We start from the raw sequence: 23,901 nt of genomic DNA, 5'->3' as shown, positions 1-23,901 counted from the left end.
TCAAGATTTAAAAGCGGTTAGACGAAACACTTAACTTCGATTTTACCGTTCTCAAAATCAGGCCTTGGCCTGATTTTTTTGTTAAGGAACCCAAAACATCATGACTCAAAACACTAAAAAATTGTCGCCACTTCGCATCGTCTTTGCTGGCACGCCCGATTTTGCGGCTGCCAGCCTACAAGCGCTGTTAGACAACCAAGATGCAAACCATTACCACATCGTTGGTGTCTACACACAGCCGGACCGTCCGGCTGGACGCGGTCAAAAACTCCTTGCTAGCCCAGTGAAACAATTAGCTTTGTCCCACCATCTTCCCGTCTTTCAGCCACTCAATTTTAAAGCAGACAAAGACAAAGCAGAATTAGCGGCTTTAAATGCCGACATCATGATCGTTGCGGCCTATGGCATCATTCTTCCTAAGGCAGTGCTAGACATTCCTAAAATGGGTTGCATAAATGTACATGGTTCTATTTTGCCTCGTTGGCGTGGTGCTGCCCCAATACATCGTGCCGTCATCGCTGGGGATGATGAGACGGGGATAACCATCATGCAAATGGATGAAGGCTTGGATACGGGAGACATGTTATTAAAGACCTACTGCGATATCAAAATTACCGATACTTCTGGTAGCCTTCATGACAAACTGGCCAAACTCGGCGGCAGTGCCCTGATTGATGCTTTGGAAAAAATCAAAGTAGGGGAACTAACACCAGAAAAACAAGAGGATTCATTAAGTTGCTATGCAGCTAAATTGACCAAGCAAGAAGCGGAAATCAACTGGGATGAACCAGCAACATTAATCGAACGTAAAATACGGGGGTTATCCCCTTGGCCTGTCGCCTATACTCAAAGTAGCCAAGGCGTCATGAAGATCCACCAAGCGGAGCTTGCCGATGTGAGTGCTGATACCTCATCTCCAGGGGATATTTTGGTGGTCAGTAAGCAGGGGGTGATTGTAGCAACGGGCAATGGCACCATTCGCCTTACCGAGATTCAGTTTCCAGGAGGTAAGCGTATGAAAGTCCAAGACGCATTAAATGGTAAACACAAAGAAGCCATTCAAATAGGCCAATGTTTAGGTCTCAGTTCAGAAGAGTAAATAACATGACATTTCCTGATAAGAAGATCGTAGACAACACTACCAATGGGGCACCGTCCATCCAACACAGTGCTCGTCTAGTCGCCATACAGGTGATCACCGGTGTACTAAGCCAACAAGGGTCCTTAAGTACGCAATTAGCTCGTCACCAACAGGATGTCTCTAGCGAGCATATTCCACTGCTTAAAGAGCTGTGCTTTGGTGTTTGCCGTCAGTATCCTCTTCTAAATAGCATCGCCTTACACTTGCTTAGTCATCCCTTTGAGGAAAAAGACACGGACTTGTATGCCACCTTATTACTTGGCTTGTATCAATTAGGCTACATGAATACCCCAGACCATGCAGCGGTGCATGAAACCGTTGAAGCTTGTCGTTCGCTAAAAAAAGACTGGGCGACCAAGTTAATGAATGCTGTTTTGCGTCGTTATCAACGTGAGGCGGATGAGATTATAGGTCAATTAGAGGCTATGCCTTCTGTTGAATATAATCATCCAAAATGGTTAGTCAAACGCTTTGTTAAACATTGGCCTGAACACTTTGAACAAATCATCGAGGCAAGTAACAGCCATCCGCCCATGTGTATTCGAGTTAACACAAGTGTCGTTTCACGTGAAACATATCTTGAAAACTTAATCGAAAAGGGAATAGATGCGACCATTGGTCAAGCATCGCCATCAGCTCTGTATCTAAGATCAGCCATAAAAGTGACAGAGTTACCTGATTTCGAAAAAGGCTTTTCCAGTGTTCAAGATGAATCTGCACAACTCGCAGCCCACATTCTAGCCCCTCGAAGCGGAGAGAAAGTGCTCGATGCATGCGCTGCTCCAGGAGGGAAAACGGGACACTTGCTTGAGTTTGCCGCTAGCCATCAAAATGCAAATGCCATCCTCGATCTCACCGCCGTCGAGTTAGAACCTTGGCGGTTAGAAAAAATCGAAGCGAATTTAGAGCGCATTGGTCTTATGGCAAACCTGCAATGTGCGGACGCCAGCGAACTATCAACTTGGTGGGACGGCAAAGCATTTGACAAAATCCTACTTGATGCACCTTGCTCCGCGACAGGGGTGATTCGTCGTAATCCCGATATTAAAATTAACCGTAAACCCGCCGATATTGATGAATTATCAGCTATTCAAAAACACATAATCGATCAAGTATGGCAAACCCTGAAGCCTAGTGGTTATCTTTTGTATGCAACTTGTTCCTTAATGCCAGAAGAAAACGAACAACAAATCGCCGGATTTTTAGCGACCCATGATGACGCCATTGAAGTACCACTGAACACATTGAATCCCGATTTACAAACGGAGTGGGGGGTTCCTGCCCAGCATGGTCGCCAGCTTTTCCCTACCCTAAAAGGTCACGATGGTTTCTACTATTGTTTACTAAAAAAGCAATGATTGTTTGCTGACGTTGTATTGTTTGCTGACGTTGTATTGTTTGCTGACGTTGTAAAGGGGTAAAGGGCGTTTTGTATTTTTGCAAAAGCGTCTTTTGGACAAACTAAAAGGCTGATATACACTTAGAAATTTGGGTGTTAAGAAAGGAAAAGTCCTAAGCCTAAAATAGAGACGTTCCATGTGAAACATCTCTATCTTAGTACTGACACTCGATCAAAACCAGCACACTCGCTCTAGGCTAAGGATCATGAAATTTTTTGTGTTTTTCTAGGTTATAGCGCTAATTATTATTTTGATGTAAAGAGCATTAAGCCTAACATATAGGCAGCATGAGTTTAGGGACTATTCTATATCCCTAATACCATGGACCATTAAGTTAAATAATATAAATAAGACATGCTTTAAGGCAGACTATGAAAATCATCATTATCGGAGCAGGCCAGGTTGGTGCAACGCTCGCAGAAAATCTCGCGAATGAAGACAACGATATTACGGTTATTGATACGGACTTAGTGCGCCTTAGAGAATTACAAGATCGACTCGATATCCAGACAGTCGAAGGCAGTGGCTCACATCCAGATGTACTAGAACAGGCAGGGTGCAATGACGCCGACATGCTTATTGCAGTCAGTAACCAAGACGAGACCAATATGGTGGCTTGCCAAGTAGCCCACACTTTGTTTAAAACCCCCACCAAAATTGGTCGAGTGCGGTCCAGTGCTTATGCAAAATACCCCGAGCTATTCAGCGATCAAGCACTGCCAATCGATGTCAGAATCAGTCCAGAAAAGGAAGTCACCAAACATTTAAGCCGTTTGATCCGTTACCCAGGCGCACTACAAGTGATGGAATTTGCCAATGGTAAAGTTCAGCTAGTGGTCGTCAAAGCCGAAAAAGGCGGCCCATTAATCGATCAACCCATCAGCTATTTACGAGAGCACATGCCGTCTATTCAAACGCGCATTGCGGCGATTTATCGCGATGGAGCATCGATCAAGCCGGATGGTAATACACGTATTCATGCCAACGACGAAGTGTTCTTTCTAACGGCGCAGCGAGACGTATTGGATGTCATGAGTGAGTTACGTCCCCTTGATACACCATACCGCCGAATCATTATTGCCGGTGGCGGAAACATTGGTGAGCGTTTGGCCCACAGCCTTGAAAAAGAATATCGCGTAAAAATCATTGAACGCGATCCAGAACGTTGTCGCTATCTGTCTGAAACGCTTGATAAGACCATTGTGCTAAATGGCGATGCCTCTAAAAAAGAACTTTTACAGGAAGAGAACATTGAGTCTACGGACGTATTTTGTGCCCTGACTAACAATGATGAAGCGAACATTATGTCGTCCATGTTGGCTAAGGTGTTGGGGGTGCGTACCGTTATGACCATCATTAATAACCCAGCTTATGTGGATATTGTCCAAGAGGGCATGATAGATATCGCCATTTCGCCCCAACAAACAACAATCAGTTCCTTATTGACTTACATTCGTCGAGGCGATGTGGTCAACGTACACTCTATGAGAAAAGGAGCAGCCGAGGCGTTAGAAGCGGTGGCTCACGGGGATTATCGCTCTTCCAAAGTGGTAGGCCGAAGTATTGCCAAAGTGAATTTACCGGAAGGTGCGACCATTGCCGCAATTGTACGTGAGGACGATGTGATTTTGGCAACAGGGGATGTGATCATCCAAGCAGAAGACCATGTCATTATCTTTGTATCCAACAAAAAACAAATCCCTGCGGTTGAGCAGTTATTCCAAGTCGGACTGTCTTTCTTTTAATGGAATCATGGCGAGTAATGGAATCATGGCGAGTCTTCTCTAAAAAACTCACCCAAAATAGGACCTTAAAGCAAGACCTTCAAGACAGTCAGGTGCCAGGAAGCTAGTATGCATTTTCGAGTGATTTTACGCGTCATTGGGTTATTGGTCATGGTGTTCAGCCTATCGATCTTGCCGCCCATTATTGTCTCCCTGATTTATCACGATGGCGAGCTAGACTCTTTTTTGTATGCCATGGCCATCAATCTGCTATGCGGCTTTGTGCTGTGGTTTCCGGTACGAAAAAATCGTGGTGAGTTGAAAATCCGTGATGGCTTTTTGATTACAGTATTATTCTGGACGGTTTTAGGCTTGTTCGGTTCTGTACCTTTCTTTCTTGCCTCACAACCCGATCTAAGCTTTACCGACGCTCTGTTTGAGTCGGTTTCTGGCCTCACCACCACAGGGGCCACTATCCTAACGGGCATAGACAATTTGCCTAAATCCATCCTATTGTATCGCCAATTGCTGACCTGGTTAGGAGGCATGGGGATTATTGTCTTGGCGGTTGCCATCATGCCGATGTTAGGAATAGGAGGTATGCAACTGTATCGAGCCGAAACACCTGGGCCAGTCAAAGACTCGAAATTGACCCCTCGTATTGCCGAAACCGCCAAGGCACTTTGGTACATCTATGCCACATTAACAATCCTCTGCGCCCTTGGGTATTGGTTGGCTGGCATGAGTGTATTCGATGCCATTTGTCATAGCTTCTCCACAGTGGCAATTGGTGGCTTTTCGACACACGACGATAGCATTGGCTATTTTAATAGCATTAGCATCGAGATGATTGCCACCTTTTTTATGATTGTCTCTGCTTTTAACTTTGCATTACATTTTCATGCGTGGCGCCATAAAAGCGTTTGGCACTATCTCGCGGATCCCGAAGCGCGCTTCTTCTTGTTTATTTTGACCTGTACCATCACTTTATCGGTGATCGTATTAGGGATGACCTCAACCTACGACTGGGGCACCTCATTACGCTACGCCGTCTTTGAGTCGGTTTCCATTGCTACCACCTCTGGCTTTAGCACAGCAAATTTCGCCACTTGGCCACACTTTTTACCTTTCCTATTAATCGTCACTTCCTTTGCGGGCGGTTGTGCCAGTTCGACAGGGGGAGGTATGAAGGTCATCCGTATTCTCTTAATCCTTAAGCAGGGCCTACGAGAGATTCAGCGTTTAATCCACCCCAACGCTATCATTCCTGTGAAAGTCGGCGGTAAAGCCATTCCAGAACGAGTCGTCTCCGCAGTATGGGGATTCTTTTCTGCCTATCTATTGGTGTATGTCATACTGATGATCGGTTTAATGGCAACAGGGGTTGATCAAGTAACCGCATGGTCTGCTGTGGCGGCAACCCTCAATAACTTAGGGCCCGGTTTAGGCAGTGTCTCCAGCACCTTTGCTGGGATCAATGATTCAGCAAAATGGATGCTATGCTTTGCCATGTTGCTTGGACGCTTAGAAGTCTTCACTTTACTGGTATTATTCACGCCAATGTTTTGGCAAAAGTAACGGTTACACAGATAAGCGTGACAAGAGAAAAGATAGAAAAAGAATAGGAAAGCAAATGACACCAGCCATCAATCAATTAAAGAAGCTTAAAATCGACTTCTCTATACACGAATATGAACATGATCCAAGTTGCACAAACTTTGGAGAGGAAGCCTCCGAGAAACTCAACATCGCTGCCAGCAGTGTATTTAAAACCTTATTGGTGAGCGATGACAAACAATTTTTTGTTGCGATTGTTCCCGTCACTGGTACCTTAAACCTAAAACGTGCAGCGGCGGCCTTCAAAGTGAAAAAGCTTCGTATGGCGGATCCCAAAGAAGCAGAACGACTCACGGGGTACCTGGTGGGTGGTATTAGTCCGATAGGGCAAAAGAAAAGCCTAACCACCTGCATTGACGACAGCGCCCAAGCACTAGAAAAAATATACATAAGTGGCGGTAAACGCGGTTTAGACATAGGCTTAACGCCCGATGATTTAAGCTTGGCATGCCGCAAAGCCAGCTTCGCAAACATTCGCGATAGCAAATAACCTACTCTTAATAAGAGCTTATTCATTTTACTCAACAGCGAAAGGACATAACATGGCGCAAGTTAAGCCGATCATTCTACTAGACCGAGATGGTGTCATTAACCAAGACTCCGATGCGTATGTGAAGTCTGTGGATGAGTGGATTCCACTGCCTGGCAGTATCAAGTCCATTGCCGCTTTATCCAAAGCCGGATTTCAGGTCTTTGTGGTCACCAACCAATCAGGCATTGCACGTGGCTATTATGACGAAGCAACATTGCAGGCCATGCACGACAAAATGATTCAATTAGTGGAAGCAGAGGGCGGCACGATCGCTGGCATCGAATATTGTCCGCATGGTCCTGATGACAACTGTAATTGCCGCAAACCAAAGAGCGGCATGATTGAAGCCATTGAAACCAAACTGGGGCTATCCTTCGAAACCACCCCAGCCATCATGGTCGGTGACTCACTACGCGACTTGGAAGCGGGCAAAGCGCGCGGCTGTTCCCCTGTACTGGTACTTACAGGGAATGGACGTGAAACCCAATACAAAGACATCGATTTTTATTTCGACGTTTATACAGACCTATCGGCATTCGCTATCGCAACCTTGCATAAATACCAGTAAATAAAGAGAAGTAGGGTAAGTAAGTATTTACTCTACTTCTATTGAATCGACCTTATGTAGTCATTTTGTCAAAACGACGCCAACTTATCCCTATTAACAGCACCAGCACAGTCAACACCACAGGAAACGCAGAGACACTAAACTCACCAATAATCGGTCCTGTCAAAGAAGGAGCGACTAATGCCCCTAAGCCGCAGCAAACAAACACCAGCCCCGCTCTCTTACCGTTTAACGACATAATACTACTGGCATAAGCAAACAACATTGGGAAGATCGCCGAACATCCCAAACCAAGTAGCAACGCAATCACCACAAGAGAAATATTAGTAGCCGTATACATCAACACACTGCCAATGAAACTAATAAAGATCAGCCCATACAGACAATGACGCAATGCCATCCACCGTAACAAAGGCACAGAGAGCAAACGACCAGCAGACAAACCGACATAAAACCAAGAGACCAATACAGCTGCTTGGTTTTGGTCTTTCCCCATCAGAACACCATAAGTACTAATCCAACCACCAATGGTGATTTCAAAACCAACGTAAAGGAAAATGATGATAAGAAACGCAATAAACGTTGTTTTCTGCTTGGTAGCAGGCACCATCTCACTCTCACGAGCCTGAAAACGGGGACTAGGTTGACACCATAATAAAAACGGAAAAATCAGCGCATATAATGCTAGTAACCAATAACCCATGCCATAATCTTGGCCTAACCACTCGCTAAAGACCAAAACCAACGGAACGATCATACAACCCAAGCTATAGCATAAATGAAGAACCGTTACATAGGATCCGACTTTTTCCTTATGTAGCCATAACATCATCATGTTGCCACCCGCATTGACCGATACTTCGGTCGCCCCCAGCAAAAAGAACAAGGCAACCAGCATGGTTAAACTCACAGCAAAGGGCACCAACACCAAGCCAATAATCACCAAGATCAACATCAATATAAGATAATGATGACCTTGCCAGCGATCAAACATACGACTTGCGATCAATGCACCTACAATGTTGCCAATAGCGCGTGCACCAAACACCACCGATATCTCAGCTACCGAGGCATGAATCAGGTGAGCCAAATAAATCAAACTTGGTCCAAGTATTCCACTTACTGCACCCGAAGCCACAAACATCGAACAGTAAGTGGCGGTCCGCGCTAATTCCTTCATAGCAGCATCCATCTTCTTTTTATGATAGGGGGAAACAACCTTAAGGCAGGTATCTGCATGAATCATCTGAATAGATAATCACCCCTTGGATTTAATCATGCCCATAAGCCAGTGAATAGCCCAACAATGGCAGGTTATAGAACTTTCTTTCTCACTGTACTTGAGATTTCCCTTCTAAAATAAGCAAGATGTTATCTTCTAGCCAATTCACTAAGGCCGCGACACGCTCACTGACCTCAAAACCCAAAGTGGTCAAACTGTATTCCACATGGGGTGGAACAACAGGGTAAGATGTCCGCAGAACAAAGCCATCTTGCTCTAATGTCTGCAATGTCTGGGCGAGCATTTTTTCACTCACTCCGTTAATCGCACGGCGCAATTCACTAAAACGATGAACTTGACCATCTTTTAATGCTACCAATACCAATACCCCCCAACGGCTGGTCACATGGTTGAGTACTACACGAGAGGGGCACTTATCGGAAAACACATCCCCCCGTTCAAACGAATGGGCAATATCTGATTTTTTCTCTACTACTTTGTTTTTCTCTATGGAATGAGAGATCGAATTATTTTTCATACTTACCTTTTTGTATGTACTTACCAAAAGTTTGTTAGTGATATATTCTATCCTTAACAGATTCAAACGAAAAGGAGAAAAACTCATGATGCTAATTACAGGTGCTTCAGGCCAATTAGGCCGCTTGGTGATTGATAACTTGTTAAAAACCACCCCAGCAAATCAAATCATTGCAGCGGTTCGACACCCAGAGAAAAACGCGGATTTAGCAGAGAAGGGCATTCAGGTTCGTCAGGCCGATTACAACGACCTTGATTCACTTGTCGCCGCCATGGAAGGGGTAGATAAAGTACTATTGATTTCTTCTAGCGAAGTCGGACAACGCACACCTCAACACGGCAATGTCATCAATGCCGCCAAACAAACAGGGGTATCACTCATTGCTTACACCAGTATTTTGAATGCCGACACATCTACGCTTATTTTGGCAGAAGAACATGTTGCAACCGAAAAACTGTTAGCGGACTCTAGCGTGCCTTATGTATTGCTTCGCAATGGTTGGTATTCAGAAAACTACACCATGGGCGTCGCGACAGCCTTAGAATACGGTGTGGTTGGCTGTGCTGGAGATGGAAAACTGTCTACCGCAGCACGTGCAGACTACGCGGCCGCAGCGGCAGCCGTATTGGTTAAAGAAGGCCAAGCAGGCAAAGTATATGAATTGGCTGGTGATAACGCCTTTACGCTCAGCGAGTACGCCGCAGCCATTACCAAGGTATCAGGTAAAACCGTCGCTTACCAAAATGTCCCAGAAGCCGAATACGCTAAAATTCTGGTTGGTGCTGGTTTACCAGAGGGCTTCGCTGCCATTCTAGCGAACTCAGAAACAGGTGCTTCTCAAGGCGGATTATTTAGCGACAGCAAAGATCTATCTACTCTCATCGGCCACCCGACAACCCCCATCGAAGACAGTATCAAAGCCGCACTTTAAGCGCTTCCTACCACTAACAACAAAAAGAGCCACGCCTTAACACAAAGTGGCTCTTTTACTGTTCCTATTTTCTTAAGACAAATAAAACTATCACCTAATTACTCGTTGTAAACACAACAAACTAAAGTAAAAACAGCGATACCGATATAGCTGACCGAGTAAAGGACAAACCAGCAGGCACAAGGAGCTGAGAACGATCCCTATCAGGGCTTTGTTATTCACTAAACTATAAAGTAACTTAGGCAGACTAAACTTAGTGGTAATTTTTTCAACCTTCACCCGCTCAATCGAGAGCCGATAACAGGTGAGGTACGCGACAATCATCAATTCGCCGCAGACCATAGAAGAGATAGTGAGATTCAGACTGGACAGAATCAACAGCTCCCATCGAAGACAGTATCAAGACAACTTTATAGACCCACCGCTATAACTAATAGCTAACAATACACGCTATTTAAAAAATTTCTTGGGAGACACCTTTCATATCCCCTTCTTCTTAATATTTTTTCTCAATATAAATCAATTGATTAGCTATCTGAAATTGGATTTTTCCTACATTTTCTAATACCTACCCAAAGGGGGGATACAAAAATAAAGCTTGCCAAATATTATATTTGTGTATTATTGGATAAATGTATCCAATTTATAAAATGATAGGAAAATCGTGAGCATGCTATTTACAACTCAAGCTGCAACAGCAGAAGAAGAAGCTTACCGCTACATTCAAAATAAGTTGCGGATGGGACATTACCCGCCCAACTCCAGATTGATCGCGGATGATATAGCCACTCAAATAGGTGTCAGCCGGATGCCAGTAAGAGAAGCTTTAAGACGCTTAGCGGGAGATGGTTTGGTCATTTTACGATCCAATCGCAGCTGTATTGTGGCTGGACTGACACTTGATGAACTCTACGAAAACTTTGAAATCCGTTCAGTACTGGAAGGATTAGCCATTCGATTGGCAATGCCGCGCATAGATCAAGATGTGATTACTGAATTAGAGTTTTTGCTCGACAGAATGGAGTTTGCCGGATCAAAAAGCGGCACTGATTGGGTCGTTCAACATCAAGAGTTTCACAATTACATAGTGCGTCTATCAGGCCGACCAAAACTTATCCGGCAAATTGCGGCACAGCACATCATTATCGAACCCTATATGCGCATTTGGTTTGATTCAATCGAAAAACCCATCAGTTCACGACAAGAACATCAAGAGCTAATCAACGCCTTCAAATCTGGTGATGCTAATTTGGCTGAAAACGTTATTAAAGAACACATACTCGAAACAGCACCTTTGCTGGCCGAGTATGCAACCCCCAATCCTCGCCCTTCGGCGTAGATTGATTCTCGATACTGACGAATAACTCCGCAGTATTAATCTCCTAAAAGACTGTAAAAAAGCAGCTAGGAACAAAAGGAACTCAAGTTATGAAAAAAACGTTTAACCTGATCGCGACACTACTCGCTTTAAGTGTTTATCAAGGTGCTCATGCAGCATCAAACTCCATTACTATTGCTACCGAGGGCGCTTACCCTCCTTGGAACTTCACCACATCAGACGGTCAATTGGCAGGCTTCGAAGTAGATTTAGCCAAGGTGCTGTGTAAAAAAATGGCGATGGATTGCACGATTATTGCCCAGGACTGGAGTGGTATGATTCCAGCACTTAAGGCGGGTAAATTCGATGTCATCATGGCAGGCATGTTCATCACCGACAAACGACTACAAGTGATGAGCTTTAGCCAGCCCTATGCAATTGATCCTTCAAGCTTTGCTGTTGAAAAAGACAGTGAGTTGGCGAAATCAACCGATTCAGAGAAAGTTTCTTTAAACGACACAGAAAAAGCCAAAGCGGCAATAGAAAAATTACGTCCTTTGCTCAAAGGAAAAACCGTCGGTGTACAAGCCTCCACTACGCTATATGAATTTCTAAAAAAATACTTCGGCGATGATATTAAAATCCGTACCTACAAAACCACAGAACAGCGAGATCTTGATCTAGAAGCAGGCCGTGTGGACGCCATTTATGGACAACGCACCGTACTAGCGGCAACGTTAAAAAATGATGGTTTCCAGGACTTTATGATTGCAGGTCCCGGTTTTTATGGCGGTATATTTGGCCGAGGTGTCGGAGCAGGAGTTCGTAAAGATGACGACAAACTTCGAGAGAAACTAAACAACGCCATTCAATCTGCAATTGCTGACGGAACAATTAAACAACTTTCTGAAAAATGGATGGGAGTAGACATTACACCTGGCAGCTAAATCACGCATATAGCGGTGAAATCATTGCTCTTTCTCTTCCAAAGCAAATTATCTTTGGAAGAGATTAGTACAAAAACTGCAACAATGCCGCTAGTGTCATTTTTAGTCATCCGCTATAGCGCTTCATCTCGAAGCCTATTTATCAAATTTCAGAAAGGCTCGTAATATGATTGATGTATTACATCTTCTTGGCTTTGGAGACGGAGGCTGGGGGAAATCTCTATTGGCTGCCACCTTAGTCACGCTTCTTCTTTCCTTTTCTAGCTTCTCAGTTGGCATCCTATTTGGTGGTGTCATTGCAACATTTCGTGTTGGGAAGTATCGAATTTTAAATCTCTTTGGTCGCAGCTACTGCACTTTATTCCGAGGTATTCCAGATCTTCTCACCATCTACTTGCTTTATTACGGCGGTAGTATGTTACTGACATCAACAGGTAAATTATTAGGTTGGGATGGCTTTATCGGTTTACCGACCTTTGCCACAGGCATGTTGGCATTAGCCATTATCTCAGGAGCTTATCTAGCGGAGATTTTTCGTGGCGCTTACTTAGCCCTAGATAAAGGCCAATTGGAAGCCGCGCAAGCCCTAGGCTTGCCAAAATGGCCAACGCTGCGATTCGTCATAATGCCACAGATAATGCGCTTAGCCTTACCGGGGGTTTCCAATGTTTGGCAATTAATTCTCAAAGACTCAGCGTTAATTTCAGTGATTGGCTTAGTGGAGCTAATGCGACAAGCGCAGATTGGCGCTGGCTCAACCCGAGAGCCGTTTATCTTTTATACCGCAGCGGCTTGCCTCTATCTGGTAATAACCGTCCTGACGGGGTTCTTTTTTAAATACGTAGAAAATCGAACCTCTTCTTATTGAATAGGACAATCATATGGATTTTTCATTTTATCTCATCATTATTCCCAAGCTCTTGTCCGGACTGCCAATGACCTTGCAGCTAACAGCAATTTCAGTCAGTTTAGGTTTTATTTTGGCACTAACTTTGGCGCTGCTCCTACAAACTAAACAACGTCTAGTGACTCTGCCAATCCGCACCTTTGTCGCTATTTTTCGTGGAACGCCGTTATTACTGCAAATTTTCCTTATCTATTATGGCTTAGGTCAGTTTCGTAAAGATCTGCAGTTTGTTGGATTATGGGGTTTTTTCCGTGAGCCTTATTGGTGTGCCATTCTGGCATTAAGCCTAAACACGGCCGCCTATGGTAGTGAAATTCTTCGCGGAGCAATTAAATCTGTTCCGAAAGGATTAGTCGAAGCGGCGCGCGCCTCGGGCTTATCTTATTACTTAACCATGCGTCTTGTCGTTCTTCCCATAGCCTTACGACAGGCGATTCCTAGCTACGGCAACGAAATTATTCTGATGGTAAAAGGCACATCCCTAGCATCCGTAGTCACCTTGATGGAAGTCACTGGTATTGCCCATGGCTTAATTTCTGAAACCTATCGAGCAATTGAGGTTTTCGTCTGTGCAGGAGCTATTTATCTAACCATCAATTTTTTAATCATTCGCGGACTCGCCGCTTTGGAGCATCGATTATCGCCACCTTATTTACGAAAACGAACTTAACCAGATCATCAATCACCGTTATCACAATGATTCTTTAACATGATGAAAGACACTTATTATGAGAAATTTTGAGAGCCCAACTCGTTCAACGATTGTTACCACTCAAGCTATGGCTGCAACCTCTCACCCCACAGCCACGCTCATTGCTATACAAATATTAAACGCTGGAGGAAATGCTATTGATGCAGCGATCGCCGCTTGCGCAGCACAATGCGTTGTCGAGCCTTGTTCAACTGGAATAGGAGGCGACTGTTTCGCTTTACTCTCTTTAAGAGGCAGTGACAATATTCTGGCCTATAACGGCTCGGGTAAAACACCAGCTGGTTTGGATTTTAAAGAATTTCAACAAGGCCCTGACAGTAAAGTAGAACGCCAGTCCCATTGGGCCATTACCATTCCTGGTGCAATTGACGCTTGGACTCAGTTACATAAAGACCATGGTAAGTTGCCTTTTAAAGACTTACTTGCTCCTGCCATCAAACTGGCTGAAAACGGTTATGCCATTGCACCTAGAGTCCACAATGACTGGGCATTAGAAGAACCCTTGCTCTCTAGAAACGACACGGCAAAACGAATCTTTCTTCCCAAAGGGCATGCACCAAAAGTAGGGGAAATACACAAGCAACCAGAGTTAGGCGCAACCTTAAGACAAATTGCAGAGCAGGGCAGAGAAGGCTTTTACAACGGCCCAGTTGCAGAGGACATGGTGGAATACTTACAAAGCATCGGCGGATCTCATACTCTAGAGGACTTTGCCAACGCTCGAGGAGAGTACGTTACGCCAATAAAAACTCGCTTTTTAGATCACGATGTTTTCGAATGCCCGCCCAATGGACAAGGCATCATTGCCTTGATGATTTTAAATATTTTAGCGCGATTTAAAGATACAGAAGATGCATTATCTGCAAATAGGCTACACCGAGAAATTGAAGCCACAAGGCTCGCTTATGCGGCTCGCGACGCATTATTGGCCGATCCTAACGTTTCCAAAGTGCCCACAGATTACCTTTTGTCAGACGAGTTAGCCGACGAGCTTGCCGCTAAGATCAATCTTGAGCATGCTATTCAAGACTTACCTGAGTTTGCCAGCCCAGTTCATCGGGATACAGTCTATATTTCTATTGTTGATAAAGACCGCAACTGTGTGAGCTTTATTAACTCGGTATTTGACAGTTTTGGTACTGGGTTTGTCGCGCCGAAATCTGGTGTCTTATTTCATAATCGTGGTGAAAGCTTTTCTGTTGACCCAACACATCCAAATTGCCTTGCCCCCAATAAGCGACCACTGCACACAATAATTCCCGGCATGTTAGTCAAAGATGGCAAAGCCGTCATGCCTTTTGGTGTCATGGGGGGATATTACCAAGCCATGGGGCATGCACACTTATTGTCTAAGATATTGGACTGTAAAATGGACATACAAGAAGCGATCAACTTACCAAGAGTCATGCCTGTTTCTGGCTCAACAGATGTCGAAGCCGAACACACTTTACCCGCAGAGATTACTCATGAACTGGAGCGAAGAGGCTTTCATATAGTACCAGCAGAAACACCTATCGGTGGTGCTCAGGCCATCTTTATTGACTGGGAGAAAGGCACCTTACTCGGTGGTTCCGAACCGCGTAAGGATGGTTGCGCTCTCGGCCTTTAAGGTCATCAAATTCAATAAAACGTATATTTGAACAATATAAGAAATAGGAAATCAAAATGGATCAACTTATGGCGATATGGCCTATAGGTCTAGCTCTTATGGCTACTGGGGTGCTAGCGGGAATTTTAGCGGGCTTATTTGGTGTGGGCGGCGGAATTGTCATTGTGCCTGTATTGTATTTTTTATTACAACACTTTGGCGTCAGCCCCAACTCCGCCATGGCGATAGCAACCGCAACCAGTCTGGCAACCATTGTTCCAACGGCCGTTTCATCCATTCGATCGCATCATAAAAAAGGCAATGTTGATGTCACATTATTAAAATTCTGGGGCGGATTCATACTAATAGCCTCCATTGTAGGAAGTTATGTTGCCACTCGAGTTTCTGGTGACTTCTTGACTTGGATGTTCAGTATCATCGCCATTTTTATCAGTCTAAACATGCTTTTTCGAGCTAAATCATCCGCACTGGTTCAATCGTTACCAGGGAGAATAGGGCAAATGATTATGGCCCTTATGGTGGGGGGATTGTCCGTCATGATTGGCATCGGTGGTGGGACCATAGGCGTTCCTTTACTCACCAGCTGCAATGTTTCAGCTCATAAAGCTGTCGGCACCGCCGCTGCCTTTGGTTTACTGATCGCCTTACCTGGTGTTATAACCTTGCTGGCAATAGGGCAAACACCCGCAGACGCACCGATAGGTACTTGGCGATTAGTTAACATCCCGGCCTTCGTATTCATCATTCCACTAACCATATTATTCGCTCCCGTTGGTGCGAAAATCGCCGCTAGGCTGAATCAACAATCCCTCAAACGCGCCTTCGCCGTGGTGTTATTTATCACTGGAGCACGCATGTTAATTCAAGTTTCAGGAATACTTTAAGTGAAGATTTACCTAAATCGATTCCAATGACTTTAATAGTAAACACAATGGTTATCCTCTCCCCAAAGGCTATCCTAAGCATAGCTTTGGGAAGAGACAGACCATCTAATTAAGCCATTCAAAACAATCGAATGGCTTATTAATGATGTGTGATGTCAGCGACTTAAATCGTGATGCACTGCAAGGAGATCAGAATGTCTTTTATAACGTATCCATCACCCCACCATCGACACGAAGGCTAGCGCCCGTTGTGGCAGACGATAGATCAGAACACACATAAACAATCATATTCGCAACTTCTTCCACCGATGCCATGCGTTGAATAATCGAACTGGGGCGAGCTTGCATGACGAAATCAGCCGCCACTTCATCAATGGATTTACCACTTTCTTTTGCTGGACCCGATAACATGTTTTCGACCCCGTCCGACATAGTCGGGCCAGGTAAAACAGAGTTTACCGTCACCCCCGTACCCGCCAAGCGCTTCGCCAAACCACGGGCAAAGGACACATCAGCTATTTTGGTGACGCCATAATGGATCATGTCATAAGGAATATTAAAGGCCGATTCAGAGGCCAATATCACAATGCGCCCCCAGCCTTTTTTCATCATAGCGGGAGCAAACGCACGGGACAGACGCACAGCGCTCATCACATTGACTTGCCAGTATTCGTCCCAAACCTCATCATCGGTTTCGAAAAAGTCTTTCATCCCAAAAATACCGGCATTATTGACCAGAATATCCACATCACCCGCAGCCTCGACCAAAGCTTGGCAGCCTTCACTGGAACCAAGATCCGCCGCAATACCTCGGGTATTTCCACCCAAGCGCTGTGCCGCTTGCTGTGTTTTCTCTTCGGACCGTCCATTAACGATCACCGTCGCGCCAGATTCCAGTAATAACTTAGCCGTTGCAAACCCAATCCCTTGAGTCGATCCCGTTACCAATGCCGTTTTACCTGTAAAATCAATCTTCATTATACTCTCCTTTGAATCTTTCCTTTGAATGGACCGGACTGAATACTCAGTCCTAAAAGACTCGCGCAACACCAGAGTGGAAGCAAGACATGCTCACGTAAGTGCACAGAAGATTCATTTTAATAGAATATAATAACTAGATGAGTATTTTATCGGTCGTAATGTTTAAAGAAGAGCAGCATGAGGAGAAATGACATCAAGACAGAATTGCCTTGGAAATTTGATACCCCTGACACACCTGGCTTATATTTTGTTGCATTCAAATTAGGGCCAGCAGCAGGCGTTTATGACTTTCTTCTATGGAATGGGGATTCTTGGGAAACTGACCTGCAAGGTCAAGTCATCGCCCATGTTAGCGCGTACACATTGAAAGATGCACTCGATATTCAATGGCCTGAAACACTTAAACTTGAGTATAAACGGAAAAACCTTCCAGAGCCTGGTGATGAGTTATGGAGTGAAGCATGACCGTTTCTAGAATAATACATCCATTACAAGACAACCAGAACTGAGAAAATTCATAAAAAAAGCCCCAATTTCACGTGAAACAGGGGCTTTGCTTTTACTAATGGATTAAACCTTAAACATCCAAGTTAGCAACACTTAAGGCGTTGTCTTGGATAAAGTTACGACGTGGTTCCACTTCATCACCCATTAGGGTAGTGAACATTTGGTCAGCAGCGACGGCGTCGTCGATGGTAACACGCAACATACGACGGGCATCTGGGTCCATGGTGGTTTCCCAAAGCTGATCGGCGTTCATCTCACCCAATCCTTTATAGCGCTGTGTGGTTAAACCACGAGACGCTTCTTTCATCAGCCACGCCTTCATATCACTGATGGTGGATACTTTTTCGCGACGCTCACCCCGTTGAATGAAGGATTCTTCACCAAACAATTCCGCCACAGTTTCAGACATGGCGACAATACGTTTGTATTCTGGTGAGCTGAAGAAAGGCGCTTCAAAACGGTAACGGTTAGACACACCATGGGACATGATATCCACCACAGGCAAGAACAAGTTACGTTCAGTGTCCTTCTCAACGGAGAAGTCAAAACGGAAGCCAGTACGAGCATCCAATGGCATTTGGTTACGAATGGCTTCAACCCATTCCATCACTATTTCTTCGTTGGTGAGATCCTCTTGAGTGAGAGCTTTACAGTACAGAAGCTTACCCATCACATCTTTTGGATACACACGAGCCAAGCGATCAATATCGGCTTCGATTTTAATGTAATCACGCACCAGTTTAGTCAGGTGTTCACCTTGAATCCCTGGCGCTTCTTCATTCACGTGCATGTGTGCGCCATCTAACGCCACTTCAATCAAGTATTGTTCCATGGCCGCTTCATCTTTGATGTATTGCTCTTGCTTACCACGTTTGATCTTAAACAAAGGTGGCTGGGCAATAAAGATATGACCACGTTCGATGATTTCAGGCATTTGACGGAAAAAGAAGGTCAACAGCAGGGTTCGAATGTGCGAACCATCCACGTCGGCATCGGTCATGATGACGATGCTGTGATAGCGTAATTTATCAGCGTTAAATTCGTCGCGCCCAATACCACAACCCAAGGCGGTAATCAGGGTGCCTACTTCGGCAGAGGACAACATTTTGTCAAAACGGGCTTTCTCAACGTTCAGAATTTTCCCTTTCAGCGGCAAAATCGCTTGAGTACGACGATCACGCCCTTGCTTGGCAGACCCCCCCGCAGAATCACCCTCCACTAGGTAGATTTCAGAAAGCGCTGGGTCTTTCTCCTGACAGTCTGCCAATTTACCTGGCAAACCAGCAATGTCTAGGGCGCCTTTACGACGGGTCATGTCACGAGCACGACGTGCCGCTTCACGGGCACGGGCGGCATCAATCATCTTGTTGACGATGATTTTTGCTTCGTTTGGCTTCTCTAAAAGGTATTCAGAAAAGCGCTTACTCATTTCCTGTTCAACAGCGGTTTTTACTTCGGACGAAACAAGCTTGTCTTTGGTCTGAGAGGAGAATTTCGGATCAGGTACTTTTACCGATACAATGGCCGTTAAGCCTTCACGGCAGTCATCCCCCGTAGTGGCGACTTTTTGTTTCTTCGCCAGACCTTCAGATTCGATAAAGTTGTTCAAGGTACGCGTCAAGGCGCCACGGAAGCCCGCTAAGTGAGTACCACCATCACGTTGTGGGATGTTGTTGGTGTAACAGTAGATGTTTTCTTGGAAACCTTCGTTCCACTGTAGCGCCACCTCTACGGCGATGCCGTCTTCTAGATCATCACGCTGGCAGATAAAGTGGAAGATGTCGTTGATCGGTGTTTTATTGGTGTTCAAATGTTCAACAAAAGAGCGTAGTCCACCTTCGTAGTTGAAGAATTCTTCTTTACCAGAGCGCTCATCTTTCAATTTGATGGCCACACCAGAGTTTAAGAAGGACAATTCACGTAGGCGTTTTGCCAAGATGTCATAGTGGAACAGGATATTAGTAAAGGTGTCAGCAGAAGGCTTAAAGTGAACCGTCGTACCCTTGCCATCCGAGTCTCCAATGATCGCAAGAGGCGCTTGTGGTACACCATGTTTGTAATGTTGCTCGTAGACTTTTCCGTTTTTACGAATGGTTAACGTCAGCTCTTCGGATAGGGCATTTACAACCGAAACCCCCACGCCGTGAAGACCACCAGACACTTTGTATGAGTTATCGTCAAACTTACCACCAGCATGGAGAACCGTCATGATGACTTCGGCAGCCGAGACACCTTCTTCTTCGTGCATATCAACCGGAATACCACGACCATTATCCGACACAGAAATCGATTCGTCGGGATGAATCAGTACTGTGATGGTGTCACAATGGCCCGCCAAGGCTTCATCGATGGAGTTATCAACCACTTCGAACACCATGTGGTGCAGACCCGTACCATCGTCCGTGTCACCGATGTACATACCGGGACGTTTACGAACGGCATCAAGCCCTTTGAGCACCTTGATACTGGACGAATCGTAATTATTTTCACTCATTTAACTCTCCTGAAAACCTTTGCTCGATAAGGACAATTCGCCGTTATTCATAGAAAAGTGACGAACGTCTGTGGTGTCGGCCCACGTAAAATCCGTGGTATCTGGTCCGACACTGGTAATAAAAATTTGACTGTTTAACGATTCCAACAAACGGCACAATTTCTGTCGATGGTTGGCATCCAACTCTGCGGGTAAATCATCCACTAAAAACACCAGTGGCCGACCCATTTCGATCAGCAATTGCCCTTGAGCAATTTTCAACGCTGAAACAACCAGCTTTTGCTGGCCACGGGAGAGTGTATCGACAGCGTCTCCGCTGGCACTCTTCACTCGTAAATCCGCTCTTTGTGGGCCTGTGTGGGTATACCCCAACTCAATGTCGCGCTCACGCCCCGACTCCACAGCCATTTGCAGCGTCTTTTGTGAGTCCCAGCCTTGGTAGAACTGCAAACTCACGGCCAACTCGGCATTTAATACCGACAATACCTGCAAAAAGTATGGCGTTAAGCGCTCGACATAAGCTTTACGAGCCCCATTCACTTGCTCACCAAGACGGATTAATTCCTGATCGAAAGCCGCCAGTAAACTTGGTGAGATTTTACCACGTCTGAGCAAGGTATTCCGCTGTTTTAATGCTTTTTGCCAACCTCGCCACGCACGGATAAAACCTGCATCAAAATGGAACACGCCCCAGTCAATAAATTGGCGTCGAACACTGGGAGATCCCTCTAATAATCGAAAAGCATCAGGGTTAATCAGCTGTACAGGAAGACGCTCAGCCAGTTCGATGACCGACTGCGCCCGTTCTCCTTGAATACGCACCTCGATTTGACCATCGCGATGGCGCTGTAAACCAATGGGCGTAGGGCGGCCATGCTCATTGTGAAGTTGCGCAAACACGAGGCAAGAATCTTGTTCATGCTGAATGTAGGTTTTGTGTTTGTGGCTACGGAAAGAGCGCCCAAACGAGAGTAGATGGATGGCTTCTAAGACAGAAGTTTTGCCGCTACCATTCTCACCGAGAATAATATTCACTTGAGAAGAGGGCTCAAAACGCACACTCGCGAGGTTACGAACATGGGAGATGTCCAAACGAACCAGCGGCATAGGACTACTAACCTAACGTTAAGAAAAGACAACCTGCTTGCCAAGGCAAGCAGGTTTCAGTGCGAGGAATCACGGGGTGAATTACAAACGCATAGGCATCACAACGTATTGTGCTGCATGGCTTTGGGCTTCCTCGATCAAAGCACTGCTGGTGTTGGAATCACTGAGTGACAAACGCACTTCTTGCGAATCTAACACGCCCAAAACGTCTAGCAAGTAACCCACATTGAAGCCGACTTCCAGTTTATCGCCCTGATATTGCACCAAAACGGACTCTTCCGCCTCTTCCTGCTCAGGGTTGTTTGCATACACTTGCAACATGCCATTCGATAAAATCAAACGCACACCACGGTATTTTTCATTCGACAAAATCGAGGCTCGCAAGAAGACTTGGCGCAATTCCGAACGATCAGCAATGACAATTTTTTCGTTCTTTTGTGGAATAACCCGATGATAATCTGGAAACTTGCCATCAACCAATTTCGAAGTGAAAACGTATTCCGCCACACGAGCGCGAATGTGGTTGGTACCAATTGTTAATTCAACCGTGTCATCGCTGTCGTTTAGCAAACGGTTCAATTCCAACACGCCTTTACGAGGTACAATCACTTGAGTGAGATCGCCACTGACTTGAGCGTCTTCCACCGCCGTTGCCAAACGGTGACCATCGGTTGAGACCGCACGAAGCTGACCATCTGCAACTTCAAACAACATGCCGTTTAAGTAATAACGTACATCTTGGTTGGCCATGGCAAACCCTGTGCGCTCAATCAAACGACGTACTTTATTTTGCGCCACAGAAACGGTCAATTCACCTTGCATGTCTTTAATGTTCGGGAATTCATCGGCGGGTAAGGTGGACAAGCTAAAACGAGAACGGCCCGAACGAATGACAGCTTTTTGGTCATCCAAAGTAAATTCAATCACCGCACTGTCTGGCAAGCTCTTACAAATGTCCATTAGCTTACGAGCTGGTACGGTAATGCGACCTTCTTCGCATTCGTCCAAGGTCACATGACCAATCAATTCTACTTCCGAGTCAGAGCCAGTCAGCGTCAAGGTTTGGTCTTTGACTTCGACCAACACATTGGCCAAAACAGGCATAGTCTGTTTGCGCTCTACAACGCCTGCCACCAGTTGGAGTGGCTTAAGAAGTGTCTCTCGGACAACTGAAAATTTCATTATTTTCCCCGTTAAATCAAAGTCTTAGACCATCAGGTCGTCAAAATTCGCATCAATTGTTTGTAGTCTTCACGGATATCCGAATCCGTGTCTTGAAGTTCTTTGATCTTACGAATCGCGTGCAGTGCTGTCGTATGATCGCGACCACCAAAGGCATCGCCAATTTCTGGCAGACTATGGTTTGTCAGTTCTTTCGCTAAAGACATGGCCACCTGACGAGGACGGGCCACAGACCGGCTGCGACGTTTTGACAACAAATCGCTGATTTTGATCTTGTAGTACTCAGCCACGATGCGTTGGATATTATCAATGTTCACCAACTTGTCTTGCAAGGCCAAAAGATCTTTTAATGACTCTCTTACGAAATCGGGTGTGATCGCTCGACCCGTAAAATGCGAGTTGGCAATAACACGTTTTAATGCGCCTTCTAATTCTCGAACATTAGAACGAATCTTCTGAGCAATAAAGAAAGCCGATTCGTAAGATAACTTCACGCCGCTTTCGTCCGCTTTACGCATCAAAATCGCCACACGTGTTTCTAATTCCGGCGGCTCAATCGCCACCGTCAATCCCCAGCCAAAGCGTGACTTAAGACGATCTTCTAGCCCTTGAATCTCTTTTGGATAACGGTCACAGGTGAGAATCATCTGTTGACCTCCTTCCAATAAGGCATTGAAGGTGTGAAAAAACTCTTCTTGAGTACGATCTTTACCCGCAAAAAACTGAATATCGTCAATCAGTAACGCATCGACTGAGCGGTAATAGCGTTTAAAGTCATTAATAGCGTTCAGCTGTAATGCCTTGACCATATCCGCCACAAACCGCTCTGAATGCAGATACACAACCTTCGCATTCGGATTGTGGTGCATTAGCTTGGTTCCCACCGCTTGCATTAAGTGGGTTTTACCCAAACCAACGCCACCGTATATAAAGAGGGGGTTGTACGCACCGCCAGGGTTTTCAGCGACTTGTAACGCGGCCGCATGAGCCAATTGGTTAGATTTCCCTTCAACGAAGTTGTCAAAGGTAAAAGAGTTATTCAGATTCGCCCCATGATTGATACCGCCTTCCACTTCCACTTTACGATTAGGAGGAGTAAGGGGTAACTGACCTTGCTCGTACGGCTCTAAATCGCTTTCGCGTAAGCCTGTATCCGATAAGGTTAGTGGCGCTTCAAATTCCAAATCCGCATGTTGGCTCTGTTCACCATCCATCAAACCAAAACCTGGACGATAGCCAGACTCATTCGCCACATCATTATTTAATGGACTGGATACAGGTTCAACGGGAGTAGGAGGGGGCGGTGGTGCTTGATTCACCTGAGCGAAGTTCTGTTCTTTTACCGCAAAGCGTAAGGTGGCCGCAGGATCACTCCCAGCAAACTCAGATAAGAGTTCTTTAATACGCGTTTGATATTTGTTACTCACCCAATCCAACACAAAGCGATTCGGCGCGCGAAGGCATAATTCCCCATTGGGCGTTATTTCTGCCTGCAATGGACGAATCCAAGTATTGAACTGCGATGTGGAAAACTCCTCCTGCAAGCGCTGCAGACAAAGATTCCAATGCTCCAAAGACAC

21 protein-coding genes are annotated in these 23,901 nt (G+C 45.3%); 14 read left to right on the top strand and 7 right to left on the bottom strand.

Annotated elements, in window-relative coordinates; genetic code table 11:
* The first annotated feature begins 100 nt into the window (after positions 1-100).
* The 6 genes from fmt (at position 101) to gmhB (ending at position 6,982) form a co-directional block, all read left to right on the top strand.
* A complete protein-coding gene (fmt, locus tag AC0VYI_RS00105; protein ID WP_475446420.1) occupies positions 101-1,099 on the top strand; it encodes a methionyl-tRNA formyltransferase in 999 nt (332 codons plus the stop codon).
* A gap of 5 nt (positions 1,100-1,104) precedes the next feature.
* A complete protein-coding gene (gene rsmB / locus AC0VYI_RS00100; protein WP_475446418.1) occupies positions 1,105-2,499 on the top strand; it encodes a 16S rRNA (cytosine(967)-C(5))-methyltransferase RsmB in 1,395 nt (464 codons plus the stop codon).
* A 413-nt stretch (positions 2,500-2,912) separates the two neighbouring features.
* Positions 2,913-4,286: a Trk system potassium transporter TrkA gene (gene trkA, locus AC0VYI_RS00095; protein WP_199476591.1), complete on the top strand. Its 1,374-nt coding sequence runs from the start codon at positions 2,913-2,915 to the stop codon at positions 4,284-4,286.
* Positions 4,287-4,394: 108 nt separating this feature from the next.
* Positions 4,395-5,843, top strand: coding sequence for a TrkH family potassium uptake protein (locus AC0VYI_RS00090; RefSeq protein ID WP_199476590.1), 1,449 nt, complete (start codon positions 4,395-4,397; stop codon positions 5,841-5,843).
* A 55-nt stretch (positions 5,844-5,898) separates the two neighbouring features.
* A complete protein-coding gene (gene ybaK / locus AC0VYI_RS00085; protein WP_475446416.1) occupies positions 5,899-6,372 on the top strand; it encodes a Cys-tRNA(Pro) deacylase in 474 nt (157 codons plus the stop codon).
* 52 nt (positions 6,373-6,424) lie between these two features.
* Positions 6,425-6,982: a D-glycero-beta-D-manno-heptose 1,7-bisphosphate 7-phosphatase gene (gmhB, locus tag AC0VYI_RS00080; RefSeq protein ID WP_199476588.1), complete on the top strand. Its 558-nt coding sequence runs from the start codon at positions 6,425-6,427 to the stop codon at positions 6,980-6,982.
* 52 nt (positions 6,983-7,034) lie between these two features.
* Here the strand turns inward: gmhB and AC0VYI_RS00075 are convergent, their stop codons facing one another.
* The gene (locus tag AC0VYI_RS00075; protein WP_475446414.1) at positions 7,035-8,162 is read right to left on the bottom strand and encodes an MFS transporter; all 1,128 of its coding nucleotides are present in this window, start codon (positions 8,160-8,162) and stop codon (positions 7,035-7,037) included.
* 151 nt (positions 8,163-8,313) lie between these two features.
* Complete coding sequence (locus AC0VYI_RS00070) at positions 8,314-8,742, bottom strand: winged helix-turn-helix transcriptional regulator (RefSeq protein ID WP_475446412.1); 429 nt, start codon at positions 8,740-8,742, stop codon at positions 8,314-8,316.
* Between the two features lie 85 nt (positions 8,743-8,827).
* Between AC0VYI_RS00070 and AC0VYI_RS00065 the strand changes: the two genes are divergently transcribed.
* The 7 genes from AC0VYI_RS00065 to AC0VYI_RS00035 all read left to right on the top strand — a co-directional run bounded on the left by AC0VYI_RS00065 (position 8,828) and on the right by AC0VYI_RS00035 (position 16,050).
* On the top strand, positions 8,828-9,673 hold the full coding sequence (locus AC0VYI_RS00065; protein WP_475446410.1) for an SDR family oxidoreductase: 846 nt from the start codon (positions 8,828-8,830) through the stop codon (positions 9,671-9,673).
* A gap of 670 nt (positions 9,674-10,343) precedes the next feature.
* Positions 10,344-11,012, top strand: a complete 669-nt coding sequence (locus tag AC0VYI_RS00060; RefSeq protein ID WP_475446409.1) for a GntR family transcriptional regulator — start codon at positions 10,344-10,346, stop codon at positions 11,010-11,012.
* Positions 11,013-11,101: 89 nt separating this feature from the next.
* A complete protein-coding gene (locus AC0VYI_RS00055; protein WP_475446407.1) occupies positions 11,102-11,938 on the top strand; it encodes a transporter substrate-binding domain-containing protein in 837 nt (278 codons plus the stop codon).
* Between the two features lie 166 nt (positions 11,939-12,104).
* The gene (locus AC0VYI_RS00050) at positions 12,105-12,806 is read left to right on the top strand and encodes an ABC transporter permease (protein ID WP_199476582.1); all 702 of its coding nucleotides are present in this window, start codon (positions 12,105-12,107) and stop codon (positions 12,804-12,806) included.
* A gap of 13 nt (positions 12,807-12,819) precedes the next feature.
* On the top strand, positions 12,820-13,515 hold the full coding sequence (locus AC0VYI_RS00045) for an ABC transporter permease (protein ID WP_199476581.1): 696 nt from the start codon (positions 12,820-12,822) through the stop codon (positions 13,513-13,515).
* Positions 13,516-13,573: 58 nt separating this feature from the next.
* A complete protein-coding gene (gene ggt / locus AC0VYI_RS00040) occupies positions 13,574-15,166 on the top strand; it encodes a gamma-glutamyltransferase (protein WP_475446405.1) in 1,593 nt (530 codons plus the stop codon).
* Between the two features lie 56 nt (positions 15,167-15,222).
* On the top strand, positions 15,223-16,050 hold the full coding sequence (locus tag AC0VYI_RS00035; protein WP_475446403.1) for a sulfite exporter TauE/SafE family protein: 828 nt from the start codon (positions 15,223-15,225) through the stop codon (positions 16,048-16,050).
* A gap of 201 nt (positions 16,051-16,251) precedes the next feature.
* Here AC0VYI_RS00035 and AC0VYI_RS00030 read toward each other — a convergent pair whose 3' ends face one another.
* Positions 16,252-17,028 (bottom strand): SDR family NAD(P)-dependent oxidoreductase, encoded by a 777-nt coding sequence (locus AC0VYI_RS00030; protein ID WP_475446401.1) that lies wholly within the window; start codon positions 17,026-17,028, stop codon positions 16,252-16,254.
* A gap of 180 nt (positions 17,029-17,208) precedes the next feature.
* Between AC0VYI_RS00030 and AC0VYI_RS00025 the strand changes: the two genes are divergently transcribed.
* Entirely contained in the window at positions 17,209-17,496 is a 288-nt protein-coding gene (locus AC0VYI_RS00025) for a hypothetical protein (RefSeq protein ID WP_475446399.1), read from the top strand.
* Positions 17,497-17,608: 112 nt separating this feature from the next.
* Here AC0VYI_RS00025 and gyrB read toward each other — a convergent pair whose 3' ends face one another.
* From gyrB to dnaA, 4 genes are all read right to left on the bottom strand, one after another.
* Complete coding sequence (gyrB, locus tag AC0VYI_RS00020) at positions 17,609-20,032, bottom strand: DNA topoisomerase (ATP-hydrolyzing) subunit B (protein WP_475446397.1); 2,424 nt, start codon at positions 20,030-20,032, stop codon at positions 17,609-17,611.
* Complete coding sequence (gene recF / locus AC0VYI_RS00015) at positions 20,033-21,139, bottom strand: DNA replication/repair protein RecF (RefSeq protein ID WP_475446395.1); 1,107 nt, start codon at positions 21,137-21,139, stop codon at positions 20,033-20,035.
* Positions 21,140-21,220: 81 nt separating this feature from the next.
* The gene (dnaN, locus tag AC0VYI_RS00010) at positions 21,221-22,321 is read right to left on the bottom strand and encodes a DNA polymerase III subunit beta (protein WP_067011793.1); all 1,101 of its coding nucleotides are present in this window, start codon (positions 22,319-22,321) and stop codon (positions 21,221-21,223) included.
* 32 nt (positions 22,322-22,353) lie between these two features.
* The gene (gene dnaA / locus AC0VYI_RS00005) at positions 22,354-23,901 is read right to left on the bottom strand and encodes a chromosomal replication initiator protein DnaA (RefSeq protein WP_199476575.1); all 1,548 of its coding nucleotides are present in this window, start codon (positions 23,899-23,901) and stop codon (positions 22,354-22,356) included.

This window comes from Marinomonas sp. 63XJN7_9_ISO-PGPR-S23-217 (assembly GCF_056173515.1).
This window is presented reverse-complemented; position numbering and strand designations above follow the sequence as displayed.

What these genes read in the sequence shown, in the direction of transcription:
- fmt (WP_475446420.1), top strand. Translation starts at nt 101, where the DNA reads ATGACTCAAAACACTAAAAAATTGTCGCCACTTCGCATCGTCTTTGCT.
- rsmB (WP_475446418.1), top strand. Translation starts at nt 1,105, where the DNA reads ATGACATTTCCTGATAAGAAGATCGTAGACAACACTACCAATGGGGCA.
- trkA (WP_199476591.1), top strand. Translation starts at nt 2,913, where the DNA reads ATGAAAATCATCATTATCGGAGCAGGCCAGGTTGGTGCAACGCTCGCA.
- AC0VYI_RS00090 (WP_199476590.1), top strand. Translation starts at nt 4,395, where the DNA reads ATGCATTTTCGAGTGATTTTACGCGTCATTGGGTTATTGGTCATGGTG.
- ybaK (WP_475446416.1), top strand. Translation starts at nt 5,899, where the DNA reads ATGACACCAGCCATCAATCAATTAAAGAAGCTTAAAATCGACTTCTCT.
- gmhB (WP_199476588.1), top strand. Translation starts at nt 6,425, where the DNA reads ATGGCGCAAGTTAAGCCGATCATTCTACTAGACCGAGATGGTGTCATT.
- AC0VYI_RS00075 (WP_475446414.1), bottom strand. Translation starts at nt 8,162, where the DNA reads ATGAAGGAATTAGCGCGGACCGCCACTTACTGTTCGATGTTTGTGGCT.
- AC0VYI_RS00070 (WP_475446412.1), bottom strand. Translation starts at nt 8,742, where the DNA reads ATGAAAAATAATTCGATCTCTCATTCCATAGAGAAAAACAAAGTAGTA.
- AC0VYI_RS00065 (WP_475446410.1), top strand. Translation starts at nt 8,828, where the DNA reads ATGATGCTAATTACAGGTGCTTCAGGCCAATTAGGCCGCTTGGTGATT.
- AC0VYI_RS00060 (WP_475446409.1), top strand. Translation starts at nt 10,344, where the DNA reads ATGCTATTTACAACTCAAGCTGCAACAGCAGAAGAAGAAGCTTACCGC.
- AC0VYI_RS00055 (WP_475446407.1), top strand. Translation starts at nt 11,102, where the DNA reads ATGAAAAAAACGTTTAACCTGATCGCGACACTACTCGCTTTAAGTGTT.
- AC0VYI_RS00050 (WP_199476582.1), top strand. Translation starts at nt 12,105, where the DNA reads ATGATTGATGTATTACATCTTCTTGGCTTTGGAGACGGAGGCTGGGGG.
- AC0VYI_RS00045 (WP_199476581.1), top strand. Translation starts at nt 12,820, where the DNA reads ATGGATTTTTCATTTTATCTCATCATTATTCCCAAGCTCTTGTCCGGA.
- ggt (WP_475446405.1), top strand. Translation starts at nt 13,574, where the DNA reads ATGAGAAATTTTGAGAGCCCAACTCGTTCAACGATTGTTACCACTCAA.
- AC0VYI_RS00035 (WP_475446403.1), top strand. Translation starts at nt 15,223, where the DNA reads ATGGATCAACTTATGGCGATATGGCCTATAGGTCTAGCTCTTATGGCT.
- AC0VYI_RS00030 (WP_475446401.1), bottom strand. Translation starts at nt 17,028, where the DNA reads ATGAAGATTGATTTTACAGGTAAAACGGCATTGGTAACGGGATCGACT.
- AC0VYI_RS00025 (WP_475446399.1), top strand. Translation starts at nt 17,209, where the DNA reads ATGAGGAGAAATGACATCAAGACAGAATTGCCTTGGAAATTTGATACC.
- gyrB (WP_475446397.1), bottom strand. Translation starts at nt 20,032, where the DNA reads ATGAGTGAAAATAATTACGATTCGTCCAGTATCAAGGTGCTCAAAGGG.
- recF (WP_475446395.1), bottom strand. Translation starts at nt 21,139, where the DNA reads ATGCCGCTGGTTCGTTTGGACATCTCCCATGTTCGTAACCTCGCGAGT.
- dnaN (WP_067011793.1), bottom strand. Translation starts at nt 22,321, where the DNA reads ATGAAATTTTCAGTTGTCCGAGAGACACTTCTTAAGCCACTCCAACTG.